Origin of the sequence: Polymorphobacter megasporae, from assembly GCF_018982885.2 — a bacterium.
GTDB lineage: Bacteria > Pseudomonadota > Alphaproteobacteria > Sphingomonadales > Sphingomonadaceae > Polymorphobacter_B > Polymorphobacter_B megasporae.
This window is the reverse complement of sequence record NZ_CP081848.1, coordinates 2,687,961-2,706,432: the sequence shown is the minus strand read 5'-3', so window position 1 is coordinate 2,706,432 and position 18,472 is coordinate 2,687,961. Positions and strand designations below refer to the sequence as shown.

The 18,472-nt window shown below is 66.4% G+C and carries 26 protein-coding genes, 1 tRNA gene and 1 other RNA gene; 7 read left to right on the top strand and 21 right to left on the bottom strand.

Annotated features, from left to right (window positions below; all coding sequences use genetic code 11):
• Position 1: 1 nt before the first annotated feature.
• From KTC28_RS12650 to tkt, 17 genes are all read right to left on the bottom strand, one after another.
• On the bottom strand, positions 2–661 hold the full coding sequence (locus KTC28_RS12650) for a hypothetical protein (RefSeq protein ID WP_216707523.1): 660 nt from the start codon (positions 659–661) through the stop codon (positions 2–4).
• Positions 658–1,965 (bottom strand): NADH-quinone oxidoreductase subunit NuoF, encoded by a 1,308-nt coding sequence (nuoF, locus tag KTC28_RS12645; protein WP_216707522.1) that lies wholly within the window; start codon positions 1,963–1,965, stop codon positions 658–660. The genes KTC28_RS12650 and nuoF overlap by 4 nt, the downstream gene beginning before the upstream one ends.
• On the bottom strand, positions 1,955–2,155 hold the full coding sequence (locus KTC28_RS12640; protein WP_216707521.1) for a hypothetical protein: 201 nt from the start codon (positions 2,153–2,155) through the stop codon (positions 1,955–1,957). The genes nuoF and KTC28_RS12640 overlap by 11 nt, the downstream gene beginning before the upstream one ends.
• Positions 2,155–2,802 carry an NADH-quinone oxidoreductase subunit NuoE gene (nuoE, locus tag KTC28_RS12635; RefSeq protein ID WP_216707520.1) on the bottom strand — a complete coding sequence of 216 codons (648 nt, stop codon included), beginning with the start codon at positions 2,800–2,802 and terminating at the stop codon, positions 2,155–2,157. Before nuoE ends, KTC28_RS12640 begins: the two co-directional genes overlap by 1 nt.
• Entirely contained in the window at positions 2,799–3,023 is a 225-nt protein-coding gene (locus KTC28_RS12630) for a hypothetical protein (protein ID WP_216707519.1), read from the bottom strand. The genes nuoE and KTC28_RS12630 overlap by 4 nt, the downstream gene beginning before the upstream one ends.
• Positions 3,020–4,216: an NADH-quinone oxidoreductase subunit D gene (locus KTC28_RS12625; protein ID WP_216708129.1), complete on the bottom strand. Its 1,197-nt coding sequence runs from the start codon at positions 4,214–4,216 to the stop codon at positions 3,020–3,022. The genes KTC28_RS12630 and KTC28_RS12625 overlap by 4 nt, the downstream gene beginning before the upstream one ends.
• A gap of 34 nt (positions 4,217–4,250) precedes the next feature.
• A complete protein-coding gene (locus KTC28_RS12620; RefSeq protein ID WP_216707518.1) occupies positions 4,251–4,967 on the bottom strand; it encodes an NADH-quinone oxidoreductase subunit C in 717 nt (238 codons plus the stop codon).
• On the bottom strand, positions 4,964–5,425 hold the full coding sequence (locus KTC28_RS12615) for a NuoB/complex I 20 kDa subunit family protein (protein ID WP_226896288.1): 462 nt from the start codon (positions 5,423–5,425) through the stop codon (positions 4,964–4,966). The genes KTC28_RS12620 and KTC28_RS12615 overlap by 4 nt, the downstream gene beginning before the upstream one ends.
• A 116-nt stretch (positions 5,426–5,541) precedes the next feature.
• A complete protein-coding gene (gene ndhC / locus KTC28_RS12610) occupies positions 5,542–5,919 on the bottom strand; it encodes an NADH-quinone oxidoreductase subunit A (protein ID WP_216708128.1) in 378 nt (125 codons plus the stop codon).
• Positions 5,920–6,069: 150 nt separating this feature from the next.
• Complete coding sequence (locus tag KTC28_RS12605; RefSeq protein ID WP_216707516.1) at positions 6,070–6,867, bottom strand: inositol monophosphatase family protein; 798 nt, start codon at positions 6,865–6,867, stop codon at positions 6,070–6,072.
• Positions 6,868–6,965: 98 nt separating this feature from the next.
• Positions 6,966–7,529 (bottom strand): elongation factor P, encoded by a 564-nt coding sequence (gene efp / locus KTC28_RS12600; RefSeq protein WP_216707515.1) that lies wholly within the window; start codon positions 7,527–7,529, stop codon positions 6,966–6,968.
• A 49-nt stretch (positions 7,530–7,578) separates the two neighbouring features.
• Positions 7,579–8,283, bottom strand: a complete 705-nt coding sequence (thiE, locus tag KTC28_RS12595) for a thiamine phosphate synthase (protein WP_216707514.1) — start codon at positions 8,281–8,283, stop codon at positions 7,579–7,581.
• A complete protein-coding gene (locus tag KTC28_RS12590; RefSeq protein WP_216707513.1) occupies positions 8,280–9,188 on the bottom strand; it encodes a class I fructose-bisphosphate aldolase in 909 nt (302 codons plus the stop codon). Before KTC28_RS12590 ends, thiE begins: the two co-directional genes overlap by 4 nt.
• Before the next feature lie 88 nt (positions 9,189–9,276).
• Positions 9,277–9,606 carry a hypothetical protein gene (locus KTC28_RS12585; RefSeq protein ID WP_216707512.1) on the bottom strand — a complete coding sequence of 110 codons (330 nt, stop codon included), beginning with the start codon at positions 9,604–9,606 and terminating at the stop codon, positions 9,277–9,279.
• Positions 9,603–10,796: a phosphoglycerate kinase gene (locus KTC28_RS12580; RefSeq protein WP_216708127.1), complete on the bottom strand. Its 1,194-nt coding sequence runs from the start codon at positions 10,794–10,796 to the stop codon at positions 9,603–9,605. Before KTC28_RS12580 ends, KTC28_RS12585 begins: the two co-directional genes overlap by 4 nt.
• The gene (gene gap / locus KTC28_RS12575) at positions 10,793–11,806 is read right to left on the bottom strand and encodes a type I glyceraldehyde-3-phosphate dehydrogenase (protein ID WP_216707511.1); all 1,014 of its coding nucleotides are present in this window, start codon (positions 11,804–11,806) and stop codon (positions 10,793–10,795) included. The genes KTC28_RS12580 and gap overlap by 4 nt, the downstream gene beginning before the upstream one ends.
• Before the next feature lie 3 nt (positions 11,807–11,809).
• Entirely contained in the window at positions 11,810–13,789 is a 1,980-nt protein-coding gene (gene tkt / locus KTC28_RS12570) for a transketolase (protein WP_216707510.1), read from the bottom strand.
• A 139-nt stretch (positions 13,790–13,928) separates the two neighbouring features.
• Between tkt and KTC28_RS12565 the strand changes: the two genes are divergently transcribed.
• Together KTC28_RS12565 and KTC28_RS12560 are read left to right on the top strand one after the other, a co-directional pair.
• A complete protein-coding gene (locus KTC28_RS12565; RefSeq protein ID WP_216707509.1) occupies positions 13,929–14,102 on the top strand; it encodes a hypothetical protein in 174 nt (57 codons plus the stop codon).
• Positions 14,102–14,422, top strand: coding sequence for a cell division protein ZapA (locus tag KTC28_RS12560; protein ID WP_216707508.1), 321 nt, complete (start codon positions 14,102–14,104; stop codon positions 14,420–14,422). The genes KTC28_RS12565 and KTC28_RS12560 overlap by 1 nt, the downstream gene beginning before the upstream one ends.
• Here the strand turns inward: KTC28_RS12560 and KTC28_RS12555 are convergent.
• Complete coding sequence (locus KTC28_RS12555) at positions 14,419–14,988, bottom strand: hypothetical protein (RefSeq protein ID WP_216707507.1); 570 nt, start codon at positions 14,986–14,988, stop codon at positions 14,419–14,421. The two genes, KTC28_RS12560 and KTC28_RS12555, sit on opposite strands and share 4 nt — an antisense overlap.
• Positions 14,989–15,108: 120 nt before the next feature.
• Here KTC28_RS12555 and ssrS point away from each other — a divergent pair.
• From ssrS to KTC28_RS12535, 4 genes are all read left to right on the top strand, one after another.
• Positions 15,109–15,261, top strand: a non-coding RNA gene (gene ssrS, locus KTC28_RS12550) — 6S RNA.
• A complete protein-coding gene (locus tag KTC28_RS12545) occupies positions 15,248–15,829 on the top strand; it encodes a 5-formyltetrahydrofolate cyclo-ligase (RefSeq protein ID WP_216707506.1) in 582 nt (193 codons plus the stop codon). The genes ssrS and KTC28_RS12545 overlap by 14 nt, the downstream gene beginning before the upstream one ends.
• Positions 15,808–16,098 carry a DUF2842 domain-containing protein gene (locus tag KTC28_RS12540; RefSeq protein ID WP_369426553.1) on the top strand — a complete coding sequence of 97 codons (291 nt, stop codon included), beginning with the start codon at positions 15,808–15,810 and terminating at the stop codon, positions 16,096–16,098. The genes KTC28_RS12545 and KTC28_RS12540 overlap by 22 nt, the downstream gene beginning before the upstream one ends.
• Entirely contained in the window at positions 16,095–16,388 is a 294-nt protein-coding gene (locus tag KTC28_RS12535) for a chorismate mutase (protein WP_255602440.1), read from the top strand. The genes KTC28_RS12540 and KTC28_RS12535 overlap by 4 nt, the downstream gene beginning before the upstream one ends.
• Before the next feature lie 55 nt (positions 16,389–16,443).
• Here KTC28_RS12535 and KTC28_RS12530 read toward each other — a convergent pair.
• Both KTC28_RS12530 and KTC28_RS12525 read right to left on the bottom strand, forming a co-directional pair.
• Positions 16,444–16,520: transfer RNA gene (locus KTC28_RS12530), tRNA-Asp, on the bottom strand.
• A gap of 98 nt (positions 16,521–16,618) precedes the next feature.
• The gene (locus tag KTC28_RS12525) at positions 16,619–16,792 is read right to left on the bottom strand and encodes a DUF1328 domain-containing protein (RefSeq protein WP_216707505.1); all 174 of its coding nucleotides are present in this window, start codon (positions 16,790–16,792) and stop codon (positions 16,619–16,621) included.
• 103 nt (positions 16,793–16,895) lie between these two features.
• Between KTC28_RS12525 and KTC28_RS12520 the strand changes: the two genes are divergently transcribed.
• Complete coding sequence (locus tag KTC28_RS12520) at positions 16,896–17,804, top strand: acyl-CoA thioesterase (RefSeq protein ID WP_216707504.1); 909 nt, start codon at positions 16,896–16,898, stop codon at positions 17,802–17,804.
• Between the two features lie 60 nt (positions 17,805–17,864).
• Here the strand turns inward: KTC28_RS12520 and KTC28_RS12515 are convergent, their stop codons facing one another.
• On the bottom strand, positions 17,865–18,437 hold the full coding sequence (locus KTC28_RS12515) for a hypothetical protein (RefSeq protein ID WP_216707503.1): 573 nt from the start codon (positions 18,435–18,437) through the stop codon (positions 17,865–17,867).
• Positions 18,438–18,472: the final 35 nt, after the last annotated feature.

The following is an 18,472-nucleotide window of genomic DNA, read 5'->3' as shown; positions in this document are numbered from 1 at the left end:
GTCAGGTCCCGGGATTGGTTTCGACGAGGCGGTAAAGCGACGTCGCGACGAGCCAGCGGACAGCGCTCGGCTTGATATGCAGTGCGGCATCGGCGGGCGCGCAACCCTGCAACGCCGGTTCGATCGCCGCGAATGCGGATGCCTCGCCCGACGTCGATGGAGCCGCATCGAGCAGCGCCGCCGCCTGCGCGGGCATCGCTGCGACGACACAGCCGAACAGCGCGAGATTGATCCCCTCGACCGGAGGCGCAATGCGCTCGGCCAGATGCGGAGGCGTCGACCGCGCCTTAAGCAGCAAGGCCGCGCTATGTTCTTTCAACAGCGCCTCGGCCATTGCGCCGCGCATTTCGAGGCCATCGAGATGAACCGAGCGAAATTCGCCTTTGAGGCATGGCACTGCTGCATAACGAAGCTCGGCGGCGTTCGAGGCCGGATCGGACCGGTCGCCGCCTCCAGACAGGACGAAACGTTGTGCGACCTTTGGCTTGTTTCGCACGACACATCCGCCGACCTGTTCCGCAGCGAGGTACCGCGCCATCAGCGGCCCCTCGAGCGGCGGGCGTCCCGCCGGCGGCGGCGTCTGCGCAAGCACCGGCATCGCTGCAAATGCGATTGCGGCACCGGTCACCAGCGCCCGCCCGATCAGAGCGACGTACTTCACTCCGCCGCTTCCAGCATCGCCGGGACCTGGACGAAGCCCTTGCGCTTCGCGATCCGCGCTTCGACCTCGGGGCGGAAATGTCGGATGAGCCCCTGGATCGGCCAAGCCGCGGCGTCGCCGAGCGCGCAGATCGTGTGGCCCTCGATCTCGGTGGTGACTTCGAGCAGCAGGTCGATCTCGTGATATTCGGCCTCGCCGGTGACGAGGCGTTCCATCACGCGCCACATCCAGCCGGTGCCTTCGCGGCACGGGGTGCACTGGCCGCAGCTTTCGTGCTTGTAGAAGTAGCTCAGCCGGGCGATCGCGCGGACGACGTCGGTCGACTTGTCCATGACGATGATCGCGGCGGTGCCTAGGCCCGACTTCAGGTCCTTCAACGCATCGAAGTCCATCGGGCAGTCGATGATCTGGTGCGCGGGGACGAGCGGGACCGACGAGCCGCCGGGGATGACGCACAGCAGATTATCCCAGCCGCCGCGGATGCCGCCGCAATGCGTGTCGATCAGCTCGCGGAACGGAACCGACATCGCGTCCTCGACGACGCACGGCTTGTTCACGTGGCCGCTGATCTGGAACAGCTTGGTGCCTTCGTTCTTCGGGCGGCCGATCGCTGAAAACCACGCCGCGCCGCGCCGCAGGATCGTCGGCGCGACCGCGATCGATTCGACGTTGTTGACCGTCGTCGGGTTGCCGTACAGGCCCGCGCCCGCTGGGAACGGCGGCTTGAGACGCGGCTGGCCCTTCTTGCCCTCGAGCGATTCGAGCATCGCGGTTTCCTCGCCGCAGATGTATGCGCCCGCGCCGCGGTGGACGACGACGTCGAAATCGTACCCCGTCCCGCACGCGTTCTTGCCGATCAGCCCGGCGGCGTATGCCTCGGCGACCGCGGCGAACAGCGTCTCGGCCTCGCGGACATATTCGCCGCGAACATAGATGTAAGCAGCCGACGCGCGCATCGCGAAGCCGGCGATCAGCGCGCCTTCGATCAGCTTGTGCGGATCGTGGCGGATGATCTCGCGGTCCTTGCACGACCCCGGCTCGGATTCGTCGGCGTTGATGACGAGGTAGCTCGGGCGATCGGGCTTCGGGACCTTCGGCATGAAGCTCCACTTCATGCCCGTCGGGAACCCTGCCCCGCCGCGTCCGCGCAAGCCGCTCGCCTTCATCACGTCGATGATCGCGTCGGACCCGCCCGCCATCAATTCCTTGGTGTCGGCCCAGTCGCCACGCTTGCGCGCAGCTTCGAGGCCCCACGGCTGGAAGCCGTAGAGGTTTGTGAAGATGCGGTCCTTGTCAGCGAGCATTGCTCTGCTCCAGTCGCGCCGCGCGCGTCCATGTCAGCGCCGCCAACGCGATACACGACGAGATCACGGCAATTGCCGGCTCCCGGAAAGGCAATCCGTGCGTCCAGTTGTAAAGCAGGACCAGCACGCAGCCAGCCGCAACCGCAACCGGCAGCATCGCGAGGTAGCGCAGCACCTGCGGACTGTTCATCACACCATCTCCAGCAGCGACGTCGGCCCGCCCTCGGGGCAGCTCGCCTGCCGCCCGATCGCCGAGCCGGTCTTCGGCATCTCGCCGCGAGCCAGCGCGTCGAGCAGGGCGGTCATGCTGGTATAGTCGAGATCCTCGTAATTGTCGGCGTTGATCTGGACCATCGGCGCGTTGGCGCAGGCACCGAGGCACTCGACTTCGCTCAGCGTGAACAGCCCGTCGGCGGTGGTGCCGCCCTTGACCAAGCTCTTGTCCTTGCACGCCTTGAACAGGTCGTCCGAGCCGCGCAGCATGCACGGCGTCGTCCCGCAGACCTGCACCAGATAGCGCCCGATCGGCTTCAGATTGTACATCGTGTAGAAGGTCGCGACCTCGTAGGCACGCATGTACGGCATGCCGATCTGCCCGGCGACATACTCGATCACCGGTACCGGCAGCCACGCCGACCCGGTCGCCGCCGCCATCTGCTCCTGCGCCAGCCAAAGCAGCGGCATGATCGCTGAGTGGCGGCGCGCTTCGGGATAGCGGGCGAGGATAACCGTGACCTGCTCGGCGTTCGCGGCGGTCCACGCAAAATCGCTATACTCGCGCGGACGGGACGCGTCGCGGCGGGCGGTCGTCGTGGGGCTGTAGGTGGCGGTGGTCATGCGGTCTTTCTCGCTTCTCCGACGCCAGCAGCCTTGCGATAGGCGCGGGCGATCAGGCTCGCTGCGAAGGAAACGACGAGCGCGAGGATCAACGCAAACGCAATCATCTCCGCACGCGCATTACCCAGATACGTAAATGCCAAATAGGCGATCGACAGGCAGAAAGCGGCGATCAGCGCAGCCATGGCGAACAATGTCGCAAATAACGCGCGCCCCTTCACCGATCCACCTCGCCGAATACGATATCCAGCGACCCCAGCACTGCCGGCGCATCCGCCAGCATGTGCCCCTTGCACAAGAAATCCATCGCCTGGAGGTGCGAAAACCCCGTCGCGCGGATATGGCAGCGGTACGGCTTGTTCGTCCCGTCGGCGACCATGAAGATACCGAATTCGCCCTTGGGGCTTTCGGTCGCGACATAGACTTCGCCCGCAGGGACGTGGAAGCCTTCGGTGTAGAGCTTGAAGTGGTGGATCAGCGCCTCCATCGAGCGCTTCATCTCGCCGCGCTGCGGGGGCACGATCTTGCGGTCGAGGCTGGCGTGGCGGCCGGCGGGCATCTCGGCGCAGCACTGGCGGATGATCCGCAGCGACTGGCGGACCTCCTCGTAGCGGACCATGAAGCGGTCGTAGCAGTCGCCGTGGTGGCCGACGATCACGTCGAAATCCATCCGGTCGTAGACGTCGTACGGCTGGCTTTTCCGCAAGTCCCACGCGACCCCGCTTGCCCGCAGGCACGGCCCGGAGAAGCCCCATGCGACCGCGTCGGTCGCCGAGATCGCCCCGATGTCGACGTTGCGCTGCTTGAAGATGCGGTTGTTGACGACGAGCGACTCAGCGTCGTTGAGCACCTTCTCGAATTCGGCGGCCCAGTCGACGATATCGCCGAGCAGCCCGTCGGGCAGGTCCTGATGGACCCCGCCGGGGCGGAAATACGCCGCGTGCATCCGCGCACCGGAAACGCGTTCGTAGAAGCCCATCAGCTTCTCGCGCTCCTCGAACAGCCACAGCATCGGGCTGAGCGCGCCGACGTCGTTGCCCTGGCTGCCGATCGACATCAGGTGGTTGAGGATGCGGGTGATCTCGGCGAAAAGGACGCGGATATACTGCCCGCGCAGCGGCACCTCGATGCCGGCGAGCTTCTCGATCGCCAACACATAGCTGTGCTCCATGCACATCGGCGAAACGTAATCGAGCCGGTCCATGTACGGCAGCGCCTGGAGATAGGTCTTGTATTCGCACAGCTTTTCGGTTCCGCGGTGGAGCAGGCCGATGTGCGGGTCGCAACGCTCGATGATCTCGCCGTCGAGCTCCATCACCAGCCGCAGGACGCCATGCGCTGACGGGTGCTGCGGGCCGAAATTGAGCAGGTAATTCTGCGGCCCGGGGATCGTCGGGTCGGAATCGAGCAGCATCGTGGTGGGCTTGAAATCGGGGACGGTGGCTTGCTCAACCATTGGGCTTGGCCTTTGCAGCTAGGCTGTCGGCGGTCGGCACCGGCGGCACCTGCGCCGGAGCGGTCGGCACCGCGCCCGCCTGGGGAGCCTGGGCCTTCTCGTCGCCCGGCAGGATGTAGTCGGTCCCCTCCCACGGCGACAGGAAGTCGAAATTGCGGAAGTCCTGCGCGAGTTGGACGGGTTCGTAGACCACCCGCTTGTGCTCCTCCGAATACCGCAGCTCGACGTAGCCGGTCAGCGGGAAGTCCTTGCGGAACGGGTGACCCTGGAAGCCGTAGTCGGTGAGGATGCGGCGCAGGTCGGGATTGCCCTCGAACAGCACGCCGTAGCAATCCCATGTCTCGCGCTCGAACCAGCCCGCGACCGGGAACACGCCAGTGATCGACGGCACCGGCATCGTGTCGTCGGTGTGGAGCTTGACGCGCAGGCGGCGGTTCTTCGTCAGCGACAGCAGATGGTAATTGACGTCGAAGCGGCAGACGCGCTCGGGGTAATCGGCCCCCGACAGATCCATCAGCTGGTTGAAGGCGAGGTCGGGATCGTCGCGCAGGCCGGTGATGACGTCGACGATCGCATCGCGGACGATGAGCACGGTGAGTTCACCGGCGTGCTCGGTAATGCCGAGGACGGCCGAGCCGAACAGCGCCTCGACGCGCGCCTGAACGCCGTCGTCAGGCTTGGTCTGCGGCCAGTGCGCGGTCGTGCTCACCGCTCGAAACTCCCCGTCCGGCGGATTTTCCGCTGGAGCGCGAGGACACCGTACATCAGCGCTTCGGCGGTCGGCGGGCAGCCGGGAACGTAGATATCGACCGGCACGATCCGGTCGCAGCCGCGGACGACCGAGTAGCTATAGTGATAATAGCCCCCGCCATTGGCGCACGACCCCATCGAGATGACGTAGCGCGGCTCGGGCATCTGATCGTAAACGCGGCGCAGCGCGGGGGCCATCTTGTTGCACAGCGTACCGGCGACCATCATCACATCCGACTGGCGCGGCGAAGCGCGCGGGGCATAGCCGAAGCGTTCGTTGTCGTAGCGCGGCATCGACGCGTGCATCATCTCGACCGCGCAGCAGGCGAGCCCGAAGGTCATCCACCACAGCGACCCGGTCCGCGCCCAGTTGAACAGGTCCTCGGTCGAGGTGACGACGAAGCCCTTGTTCGACATCTCCGAATTGACGTCGCTGAGGAAGCCGTCGCGCAGCCCCGCGGGGATCGTCAGCGCCGACACCGGGCTGTCGCCCAGCGCCCGCGCCTGCTGCTCCTCGGTGAGCAAATTGGTGTTCATTCCCACTCCAGTGCGCCGATCTTCCAGGCGTAGATAAGGCCGATCGCCAGCTCTGCCAGGAACTGCATCATTGCGACCCACCCCGGCACCCCGGTCCAGTGGAGCGACACCGCCCAGGGAAACAGATACGCCGCCTCGAGGTCGAAGACGATGAACAAGATCGACACGAGATAGAAGCGGACATCGAACTGCGCGCGGGAGTCGCTGAACGCCGGGAAGCCGCTCTCATACTCGCTGAGCTTGTTGGCGTCGGGCTGCGACGTCCCCGTCAGCTTCGACACGATCACCGGCGCGCCGACGAAGATCAGCGAAAACGCGATGCCGACGCCGATAAACAGCAGGATCGGCAAATATTGATACGCGATGTCGGGCATCGCAAGGGACGTGACTGACGGCATCGGCGGACCTCTTCGAAACCGGCGGCAGCGCGCGGGTTTCGCTCCGGCGTGTCTAAGCGCGAGGGGGGCCGCGCGCAAGCATGGTGCGGTGCGGTACGAGGCCGCCGCCTTTGGTAGCGCGAGGATTTACCGCAGCGCCGTCGCGATCATCTTTCCGAGCTTGTTATGGATGCGGTCGTTCCCAGCGACGATCTGCGCCTTCTCGACCGGCTTGTCGCCGCCGCGGAAATCGGTGACGAAGCCCCCGGCTTCGCGGACCAGCAGGATGCCGGCGGCGACATCCCAGTAATGGAGGTCGCTTTCCCAATAGCCGTCGTAACGCCCTGCCGCGACCCATGCGAGGTCGAGCGCCGCCGACCCGAAGCGGCGGATGCCGGCGACCTCGGGCATGACCTTGGCCAATACCTTCTCGAACTCCTGCTGGTCGCCGTGGCCGCTGAACGGGATGCCGGTGGCGATCAGCGCGTCGGCCATGTCGCCGCGTGCCGAGACGCGCAGCCGCCGGTCCTGCAACCACGCGCCTTTGCCTTTCTCGGCCCAGAAGCTTTCGTCGGTAAGTGGTTGATAAACCAGCCCGGCGACGACCTCACCGCGCTCCTCGGCGGCAATCGAGATGGCGAAGTGCGGCAGGCCGTGGAGGAAGTTGGTCGTGCCGTCGAGCGGATCGACGATCCAGCGGTGGTCGGGATCGTTGCCGACGATCTCGCCCTCCTCCTCCATCAGCAATCCCCAGTCGGGGCGCGCGTGCGTCAGGATTTCGCGGATCGTCCGCTCGGCCTGTTGATCGGCATTCGAAACGAAGTCGGCCGGACCCTTGCGCGACACCTGGAGCGCGTCGACCTCGTTGAAGTCGCGGCGCAGCCGGATCCCGGCCTTGCGCGCGGCCTTTTCCATGACGGTGATCAGGGCGGAATGAATCGGCATATCGTCTCCTCCCCGCTCCGTCGGGAGCAAGGCCGGTGGGGATGCGGGAACGGGGCGACTCCCCTGCCCCTGCCCTCCCCCGAGGGGGAGGGAAATAATCAGTCGGCGCGGCGGACGTATTCGCGCTCGTAGACGTCGACGACGATCTTGGTGCCGACACCGATGAACGGGGGCACCATGACGCGGACGCCGTTTTCGAGCCGCGCCGGCTTGTAGCTCGACGACGCGGTCTGGCCCTTCACGACGGCCTCGGTGTCGGCGATCACCGCTTCGATATGGTCGGGAAGCTGGACCGAAATCGGCTTTTCCTCCCACGTCTCCATGACGACGTCCATGCCGTCGGTGAGGAACTCGGCAGCGTCGCCGAGCAGGTCCTTCGGCAGTTGGACCTGATCATAGTTGAGCTTGTCCATGAAGGTCAGCTCGTCGCCCTCGGCGTAGAGGAACTGGAAGTCGCGCGTATCGAGCCGCACCTTCTCGACCGTCTCGGCCGAACGGAAGCGCTCGTTGGTCTTGCGCCCGTCGATCAAATTCTTGAGCTCGACCTGCATATACGCCCCGCCCTTGCCCGGCTGGGTGTGCTGGATCTTGACCGCGCGCCACAGCCCGGACTGATATTCGAGGATATTGCCGGGGCGAATTTCGACGGCGTTGATTTTCATGGGGCGGGTCGGCTCTGCGGGAGGGGAAGGCGCGTCTCCTAGCGCAAGGTCAGGCCCCTGCCAACACCGGGCCGAACGACGCCACGCCCGCCGCCGGGCCATCCGGGTGCGCCCAAACCGCGTTGACCACCGCGATGAAGTCGGCCCCGGCAGCAATCAGCGGCGGCGCGTTGGCCGGGGTGATCCCGCCGATCGCGACACACGGCAGCTGGCTCAGCGTCGTCCACCACGTCAGCAGCGGCGGTTCGGGGCGGTAGTGCGACGGCTTGGTCGTCGTCTCATAGAACGCGCCGAACGCGACATAATCGGCCCCCGCCTCGCCCGCCTCCATCGCGAGGTGGCGGCTGTCGTGGCACGTCACGCCGATCTGCGCGTCGGCCCCGAGAAGCGCGCGCGCGTCCTGCACGCGGCCGTCGGACTGGCCGAGGTGGACCCCATCGGCACCGCACGCCTTGGCGAGGTCCATCCGGTCATTGAGCAGGAACGCGACCTCATGCTCGTTGCAGATCGGCAGCAGCGTCTCGGCGGCGCGGAGGATCGCGTCGTCGGAGACGTCCTTCATCCGCAACTGGAACGCCGCGACCGGCCCTGCCCCGAGCGCCGCGCGCAGCCGGTCGGCGAACCCTACGTCGATCACCGGCGGCGAGACGATGTACAACTGGCACTTCGGCCGCCGTTGGCGTTCAAAGCGCTCGCCGAAGCCGGGATCGAGCGGAATCAGCTCGCTTTCGGCGTCGTGCTCCGGCTCGCTCATTCGGCCCCCATGTAGATGCCGACGATCTTGTCGAGCATCGCCAGCGCCTCGGCGCGCGGGCGCTGGAAGGTGTTACGACCGATGATCGAGCCGTTGCCGCCGCCGTCGCGAATGTCGCGCGCATCCTGATAGACCGCGTCGGCACCCTTCGCCGCGCCGCCCGAGAAGACGACGATGCGGCGGCCGTTGAAACACGCCTGGCGGACATGCGCGACGCGCTTCGCCTGCGTCGACCAGTCGCCGTCCTCGTACGCCTTCTTCGCGTCCTTCTGCTCGATATGATCGGTCGGCAGCTTGACCTTGATGATGTGGGCGCCTGCGAGTGCGGCCATGTGCGCAGCGTATGCACCGACGTCGAGCGCGAGTTCGCCCGCCTTGGAAATGTCGCCGCCGCGTGGATACGACCAGATAACGGTCGCGATGCCGACCGACTTCGCTTCGGCCGACAGTTCGCGGATTTCCTCCATCAGCTCGAAAATCTCGTCGCTGCCGGGGTAGATGGTGAAGCCGATCGCGGCGCAGCCGAGGCGCAGCGCGTCGTCGACGCCGCCAGTCACCGCCTGGTCGATCGAGGTCGACCAGCTGTTCGAGCTGTTGACCTTGAGGATCGTCGGGATCTGCCCGGCAAACGTATCCGCCCCCGCCTCGAGCATCCCGAGCGGCGCGGCGTACGCCGACAGCCCGGCGTCGATCGCGAGCTGGAAATGGTAGTGCGGGTCATACGCGTCGGGATTGACCGCGAAGCTCCGCGCCGGGCCATGCTCGAAGCCCTGGTCGACCGGCAGGATCACGAGCTTCCCCGTCCCGCCGAGCCGCCCCTGCATCAGGATGCGGGCGAGGTTCGCCTTGGTCCCGGGATTGTCGGATTCGTAGTTGGCGAGAATGGCGCGGACGGCGGGGGTCATGGAATGCTCCGAAAGATGGATGGTATGGCGATAGCGCCGCCTCCCCGCCGGGGCAACGCGCTACAGGCCGAGCCAACGCCTAAGATGGTCAACGCGCGAAATGGACCTCAGCGACCTGGACGAAGAGTTCGAAGATGTGTTCGGCGACTTCGCAGGCGTCATCTTCGGGCATCGAGGCGAGGGTGTTCGCGACCGCGCCGGTCTTGATCACCCCATTCTCGACCACGGCCCCCGCCGCGGTCATCCGCGTTGTGATGCTGTTGTAGAGGATGCGGCTTTCGGGCGGGAAGGCCTCGCCCTTCAAATCGCGGAAGCCGCGGTATGCCTCGCCGATCCGGTCGTGGATCGGGTCGGCCGAGCGCGCCAGCTTCCACGCCGCCGGGTAGAGTTTCTCCCAGATCCGGTCGATATCGATCATGCATCACCCCCGAGCGCGACGATTCCGGGCAACGCCTTGCCCTCCATCCATTCGAGGAAAGCGCCCCCGGCGTTCGATACGAAGGTGAAGCCGTCGGCGACACCGGCGTGGTTGAGCGCGGCGACAGTATCGCCGCCCCCGGCGACCGACACCAGCCCCTCGGCGGTCAATGCGGCGGCGATCCGCGCAAGCGCGACGGTCGCGCGGTCGAACGGTTCGATCTCGAACGCGCCGAGCGGGCCGTTCCAGACGAGTGTCTTGCACGTCTTCAGGACGTCGCCGAGCATCTCGACTGCCGCCGGGCCGAGGTCGAGGACCATCGCGTCGGCGGGAATTTCGTGGACGTTAACGGTGCGGTTCGCCGCTCCGGCCTTGAACTCGGTCGCGACGACAACGTCGTACGGCAGGTGGACGGTGCAATTAGCCGCTTCTGCTCGCGCGAGAACATCGAGCGCTGTTGCCGCCATATCGTGTTCGCACAACGACTTGCCGACGTTTATTCCGCGCGCGGCGAGGAAGGTGTTCGCCATCGCGCCGCCGATCATCAGGTGATTGACCTTGGTGACGAGGTGGAGCAGGACGTCGAGCTTCGACGAGACCTTCGAACCGCCGACGACCGCCGCGACCGGGTGGACCGGGTGGCCGAGCGCCTTGTCGAGCGCGTTCAGTTCGGCACCCATCTCGCGTCCGGCGAACGCGGGAAGGACATGCGCGAGGCCCTCGGTCGAGGCGTGCGCGCGGTGCGCGGTCGAGAACGAGTCGTCGACATAGAGTTCGCCGAGCTTCGCGAGACTCGCGACGAAATCTGGGTCGTTTGCCTCCTCGCCGAGATGAAAGCGGAGGTTCTCGAGGACCGCGATATCGCCCGGATGCATCGCCGCGACCGCTGCCTCGGCGATCGGACCGACGCAATCGGTGACGAAGCCGACCGGGCGACCGAGGACATCGGCGAGCGCAACGGCGACCGGGCGCAGCGACAGGCTCGCGTCGACGCCCTTGGGTCGTCCGAAGTGCGACAGGATCAGGACGATCGCGCCGCCGTCGGCGAGTTCGGCGATCGTCGGCACCGTCGCCCGCAGCCGCGACGCATCGCCGACCACTCCGCCCTCCATCGGCACGTTTAGGTCGGAACGGACGAGGACGCGCTTGCCGTGGACGTCGCCGATATCGTCGAGTGTTTTAAACACTATACGAGGCTGCCCATCAGCAGCGTGGTGTCGACCATGCGGTTCGAGAAGCCCCATTCATTGTCGTACCAGCTGACGACACGGACGAGCTTCTTGTCGAGGACGGTCGTCTCGAGGCTGTCGATCGTCGACGACGCCGGATCGCCGTTGTAGTCGCGGCTGACCAGCGGCTCGATGCTGTAATTGAGAATGCCCTTGAAATCAGCGGTTTCGGATGCAGCCTTGAGTGCGGCGTTGACTTCCTCGATCGTCGTGTCGCGCGACGGCGTGAAGGTGAAGTCGACGAGGCTGACGTTCGGCGTCGGCACGCGGATCGAGATGCCGTCGAGCTTGCCCTTCAACTCGGGGATGACCTCGCCGACGGTCTTGGCCGCACCCGTGCTTGTCGGGATCATCGATACCGCGGCGGCGCGGGCGCGGCGTGGGTCCTTATGCATCTGGTCGAGCAGCGCCTGGTCGTTGGTGTAGCTGTGGATCGTCAGCATCAGCCCGCGCTCGATGCCGATCGCCTCATGCATCACCTTGACGATCGGGGCCAAGCAGTTGGTCGTGCACGATGCGTTTGAGACGACGGTGTGTCCGGCTTCGAGCAGTTTGTGGTTGACGCCGTAGACGACGGTGAGGTCGACGCCCTTGCCCGGGGCCGAAATCAGAACCTTCTTCGCGCCCGCCGTCAGGTGCAGCCGCGCCTTCTCGGCGTCGGTGAACAGCCCGGTGCACTCGAGCGCGATGTCGACGCCGAGTTCGGCGTGCGGAAGTTTGGCGGGGTCGCGCTCGGCGGTGACGCGGATGCGCTTGCCGTCAACGATCAGGTCGGAGCCATCGACAGTGACGGTGCCGGCATAGGTGCCGTGGGTCGAATCGCGCTTGAGCAGCAGCGCGTTGGTGTTGATGTCGGCGAGGTCGTTGATCGCGACGATCTCGATGTCGGCACCCTCGGCGGCGCGCGCGAGGATTGCGCGCATCACGAGCCGTCCGATCCGGCCGAAGCCGTTGATCGCTACCTTGGTCATACCCTACTCCTTGAAATGACTGCTGATCCGCGCGGCGATTGCCGGCGCGGTCAGGCCGAACTTGTCATATAGTGTGTCGATCGGGGCCGAGGCGCCGAAACTGTCAATGCCGAAGCGCAGCCCGTCGCGGCCGGTATAGCGCTCCCAGCCGAGGGTGACGCCCGCCTCGACCGAACACGTCAAAACGCCGTCGGGGAGGACGCTCGCTCGGTACATCGCGGTCTGGTCCTCGAAGCGCTCGCAGCACGGCATCGAGACGACGTCGGCGCCGATCCCGTCGGCTTCGAGGCGGTCGGCGGCGGCGAGCGCGATGTGGACCTCGGAGCCAGTGGCGATCAGCACGACGCGGCGCTCGGCGGTCGCGGCGCGTAGCGTGTACCCCCCGAGCGCCGACTGGTTCGCTGCGGCTGTGAGGCGAAGCTGCGGCAGATTCTGCCGCGACAGCGCGAGCACCGACGGACGGTGGGCATCGGCAATCGCCAGCGCCCAGCACTCGGCGGTCTCGACCGCATCGGCGGGGCGATAGACCGCGAGGTTCGGGATCGCGCGGAGCGACAGCAGATGCTCGACCGGCTGATGGGTCGGGCCGTCCTCGCCGAGGCCGATGCTGTCGTGGGTCAAGACGTAGATCACGCGGGTCTGCTGGAGTGCCGACATGCGGATCGCGTTGCGCATGTAGTCCGAGAAAACGAGGAAGGTGCCGCCAAACGGCAGGCACTGGCCATGCAGCGCGATGCCGTTCATCGCCGCCGCCATGCCGAACTCGCGGATGCCGTAATAAATGTAGCGCCCGTCATAACTGTCGCGCGTAAGCGGCTGTAAAGCCTTGGTCTTGGTGTTGTTCGATCCCGTCAGGTCGGCTGATCCGCCGATCATCCCGGGGGCAACGGGGGTGACGACGTCGAGCACGAGTTCGGACGCCTTGCGCGTCGCGATCGTCTGCGGCGCGGCGATCAGCCCGGCGATATGCGCGTCGATCGCGTCGTAGGCGGCCTGCGGCGGCGTGCCGCTCAACCGGCGCACGAAGCCCGCACGGACGTGCTCGTCAGCGCTCGCAAGGCGCGCATCCCATGCCGCACGCGCTGCGACGCCGCGCTTTCCGGCATCGCGCCAAGCGGCGAAGATCTCGTCGGGAACGACGAACGGTTCAGCCGTCCAGCCGAGCGCCTCACGGGCTCCGGCGATCTCGGCAGCACCGAGCGGCGAACCATGCGCGCCGCTCGTCCCCGCCTTTTTCGGCGCGCCGAAGCCAATCGTCGTCCGGCACGCGATCAGCGTCGGGCGCGGATCGGCCTTCGCTGCGGTCAGCGCCGCGTCGACCGCGTCGAAGTCCATCCCATCGCAAGCGAGGACGTGCCACCCGGCGGCGTCGAACCGCTTGGCGGTATCTTCGCTGGTCGACAGGCTCGTCGGCCCATCGATCGATATGCGGTTGTCGTCCCACATCACGATGAGCCGTCCGAGGCCGAGGTGCCCCGCGAGGCCGATCGCCTCGTGGCTGATGCCCTCCATCAAGCAACCGTCGCCGGCGATGACATAGGTGTGATGGTCGACCAGCGCGTCGCCGTAGACCGCGTTGAGGTGGCGTTCGGCGATCGCCATGCCGACGGCGGTGGCGAGCCCCTGCCCGAGCGGGCCGGTCGTCGTCTCGACGCCTTCAAGCTCGAAATTCTCGGGATGTCCGGCGCAGGGCGACCCGAGCTGGCGGAAATTTTCGATGTCGGAAATCGTCGGGCGGGTGTAGCCGGTCAGGTACAGCAGCGCATAGATCAGCATCGAGCCGTGCCCCGCCGACAGGACGAAGCGGTCGCGGTCGGCCCATTTCGGCTGGGCGGGATCGTACTTGAGGTGACGCGTGAACAGCGCCGTCGCGGCGTCGGCCATCCCCATCGGCATGCCGGGGTGCCCCGAATTTGCACGCTCCACCGCATCCATCGCCAGCGCGCGGATCGCATTCGCCATTTGGCGGTTGGGTACGGACATCGGCGAAATGAACCTTGCGAGCGACTCGGGAACAGAGCGCGGCGCACCATGGCGACCCCCCCGCGGCGGGTCAATATTTGACGGCGGGGGCCATTTTGGACGATTTGAACCGCAGTTGCGCGATTTCAGGAGTTTGCCGGTGGCGGATACGACGACACTCGAACGCCTGTCCGCGGCGGTCGACCGGATCGAGGCAGCGGCGGCGAAACTTCGTGGTGAACGCGATCGCGCTGCGGCGAAGGCTACCGCGCTCGATGTGGCCGCAGGTGACGCGATCAGCGCACTCGATGCGTTGATCGCGGAGGCGAAGTAATGGGCCAGGTCAGGGTCGGGATCGGCGGACGCACCTATCCGCTGTCGTGCGGCGACGGCGAGGAGGGGCACATCACCGCGCTCGCTGCGCTTCTCGCGGCGAAAGCCGACGAGCTCACCGCCGCGATCGGCACGATGAGCGAGCCACGCCTATTGTTGATGGCGGGCATCCAGGTCGCCGACGAGTTGTTCGCCGCGCGCAACGGTGGTGCGACGGCACCGATCGCCCCGGCGGCAGGTGCTGCAGATGACGAGCGTTACGCCGCCTTGCTTGCCCGCGTTGAAACCCTCGCCGCGACGCTCGAGGCGGGGCGCGATTAAGCGCCGAGTGAGCGGAACGCCGGGCTGACGATCGCGCCGACCGTCAGGTTGGGGATGTAGAACTGCGTCCCGCCGCCGGGCAGGTTGCTACCGGCGCCGCGCTTTTCGAGCGCGGCGTTCCGGCGCGACTGGGTGTCCTTGTCGATCCGCGCCATGCCCTTGAAGCCGCCGAACCAGGCATAGACCGGCACCGCGAGCTGGACCGTCAGCAGCCAGTCGAGTGAGCTCCAGTTTTCCTTGATGACCGAGGTCAGGCGGCCCCATTCGCGGAACGACACGCCGTTGGCGTCGGCGATCTTCTGCCGCTGGACGAGCCCGGCATCGTGCTTGAATGGCGCGGTCGGGCTCCACCACGGCGACAGTTCGGTCCCCGCAGTGATCGCCCCCTGCCCGAGCGAGTTCCAGCCGTTGAATTTGTAGAGCGACATGCCCGCTGGAAGCAGCTCCTTCGTCGGCATGCCGTACGCCAGCTGGAACGCGTCGCTGACTGTTCCCGGCGGCGAGATATCGGCATTGGTGACGATCGCTCCAACCTGCGACCAGCTCAGCTCTTCGTTCAACGGCATGTGCACCCCCAAAAGTCCGACTTCGTACTAAACTACACAAATCGATCGCCGATTCAATTTGCCGATGGTCGAGCACCGGTGGTTGAGCGCCCGGGACAAAGCGCCTATATCGGGATGAGGCGGGCACTGCCTTGTACGAGCCCATATTTCCCTGAGGCGATTCACTCTCCTAGGGGGCTGTCTCTGGTCGGATCCTGGTCCGAACTACATGGTCCCCACCTGATGTACTTGGCATCAGAGGACTTTCAGGCAAACGGCTATGGTGGTCCCGCCGACCTCCCCTCACCCAGCGTCGACCCCTACCAAGGCAGCGTTGCGCCGGACGTTGCGAGCGGCGCGGGCGGCGTATGTCGCGGGGCTGGCGCCGGGCGAGCGGGCGCGGCTCGAGGCTGCGCTTGCCGCTGTCCTCGACGCCAATCTCGGACCGGGGCCGGTCGCAGTCTATCGGGCGTGTGGTGACGAGATCGACCCGTGCGGCTTCGCGCGCGCGATGCTCTATCCGCGCGTCACCCGCGATTCGCCGCTGACCTTCCATCATGCCGGCGCAGCGAGCCTCGTTCCCGGCGCACTCGGCATCCCCGAACCGGCGGCGGACGCTCCCGTCGCGGTCCCGACTATCATCCTCGTGCCGCTGATCGCGGTCGACGCGCGCGGCCACCGGCTCGGTCAGGGGGGCGGCTATTACGACCGGACGTTGGCGCTGCTGCGGGGGAGCGGGCAAGTGTTCGCGATCGGGGTCGCCTGGGACGTGCAGCGGGTCGAGGCATTGCCTGCCGATGCGTGGGACGCGCCGCTCGATGCGCTGGCGACGCCGTCGGGGTGGCACCGCTTTACCCGGTGACGCACGAGGCTGACAATGTCACCCCCTGCGCTTATGTCGGCGGCATGGCCATGAAACCCCCGACGTACCGCAAACCCATCGGCGTGCTGGCGATGGTGCTGGGCCTGATCATCTATGCCGGGTTGGTGTCGCGGCTGCTCGGCCCGATCGGCGCGCTGCCATGGTATATCGCGACCCCGGTGTACCTGCTGCTCGGCTGCCTGTGGCTGTTGCCGTTGAAGCCGCTGCTGCAGTGGATGGAGACCGGGTCGTGGCGCGCGCCGCGATGACCGCCGCCGATTGCATGTCGATGACCGAGGTCCGTGCCGGGGTTGACGCAATCGACCGCGAACTGGTCGCGGTGCTTCGCCGCCGGTTCGACTTCATGCTCGCCGCCGCCCGGATCAAGCCGGATCGCACCGCCGTTCGCGACGAGCCGCGCAAGGCCGAAGTCATCGCCAACGCCGTGCGCGAGGCCGCTGCCGCCGAGCTGCCCGACGGTCTTGCAGCGACGCTGTGGGAAGCCCTCGTCGAAGCATCGATCGCTTATGAATTGAAGACGTTCGACGCCCGGAACTGAGCGCAAACAATCGGCGGGAATGATCGGCGCAAGCGGCGGGAGATTTCGCGCCGCGTGGCGCGAGTGACGGGACTCGAACCCGCGACCTCCGGCGTGACAGGCCGGCGCTCTAACCAACTGAGCTACACCCGCTTGCGCGAGGCGGCGGGGTTAGGCGACCCCCCCGATGGTGTCAAGCAAAAGGCCGCCGGATTGCTCCGACGGCCTCAAGCTTTATCCGAAATCGATCGTTAGATCGTGCGGCCACCCCGGACGAGGTGCATCACGAGACCCACGACGAACAGAATGATGAAGATGTAGAACAGAATCTTGGCGATACCGACGGCGGCACCGGCAAGACCGCCGAAGCCGAGGAGGCCGGCGACGAGCGCGACGACGAGAAAGATAAGAGCGTAACGAAGCATTTGCGGGACCCCTTGACCGTTGTGAAGCCGTAGTGATCCCAAAGCGAACGTCCCGATCGAAAGTTCCGGTGACAGGCGTGCGCACGATCGCTACCCGGGCGTAATGAATAATCCGCTTCCGCCTGCCGCTGCCCCTGATGCCGGCCCCGACGCCGCTGCGGTCGAACGGCTGCTGGCGTTGCTCGACGTCGAGGCGCTCGAGGTCGACCTCTTTCGCGGCATCTCGAACGACCCCGGCTGGACCCGCGTCTATGGCGGGCAGGTCGTCGCGCAGGCGTTGATGGCGGCGTCGCGGACGGTCCGCGCCGACCGGCTGGCGCACTCGCTCCACGCCTATTTCCTCCGCCCCGGCGATCCCGCCGCGCCGATCGTCTACCGCGTCGAGCGCGACCGCGACGGCACCAGCTTCGCCACGCGGCGGGTCATCGCGATCCAGCACGGTCGACCAATCTTCAACATGGCGGCGTCGTTCGCCATCGCCGAGACCGGCTTCGACCATGCCGCGGCGTTGCCCAAGGTCGCTGGTCCCGACGGGCTGCGCAACGAGCGCGAGCTGTTCGAGCGCCGCGCCGCGACGACTCCCGAGCCATTCCGCACCTTATGGGGCAACCGCGACCGGCCGATCGAATTCCGCCCGGTCGAGCCGATGGACCCGTTCAAGCCGAAGAAGGCGAAGCCGGTCCAGCATAACTGGTTCCGCGCGGCGAGCCCGGTGCCGGGTGATCCGGTCCTCGCGCGCTGCCTACTCGCCTTCGCCAGCGACATGACATTGCTCGACACCTGCCTGATGCCGCACGCGATCAGCTGGGCCGACCCCAAGCTTCAGGTCGCGTCGATCGACCATGCGATGTGGTTCCACGCGACGCCCGACCTCAACGACTGGCATTTGTTCGCCCAGGACTCCCCGCGCGCGAGCGGCGGCCGGGGCATGAACCGGGGGCTGATCTTCGCGCACGATGGGCGGATGGTCGCGACGGTGATGCAGGAGGGGTTGATTAGGTATCGGGAGTAGGCTCGCCGGCAGACGCGGATCGCCTAATTCCTCCCCCGCAAGAGCGAGGAAGGAATTAGATTACCAGCCCAACTTTTCCTTCGATCCCGTCATCACCAGCTGCCCGACGGTCGCATCACCATTGGGATTGAGCGTGATGGTGAAGTGGTTGGTGTCCTTGTCCTCGACCTTCGTCCCGGTCAGCCCGGCGGCGGAGGCACCCACCACGGTGAAGCCGGCTTTTTCCGCCTGCGCCTTCATGTGATCGGCGACCGCGGCGGGAGCGGCGGGGCTGGTGAAGTCCATCGTCACCGTGCCGCGCGAGTCACCATTATGATCGCTCGCCTTGACGTGCATGCCCTTGACCGTCGACCCGGGATACAGTTTCATCCCGTCCATATCCATGTGGTCGCCGCCGAGCGACAGCCCCGGGATTTCGATGTTCGCCTTGAACTTGTCGGTGTCGATGTCGAGCCCGGCGGCGGTCTTATCGTCGTCGTGCGCCCCGACCTTCCGCGTCGTTACCGTCGTCGTCGTCACCCCGTCCTTGGTCACGACCGTCGTCGTCTCCTCGGTGCGGTGACGGTTGCACGCTGTCAGGGCGAGCGGGGCGAGGGCAAGCGGGACCATGAAAAGCAGGGCGGCGCGGCGCATGTTCGTCTCCATACTGTATTGCCTGTCTATTACAC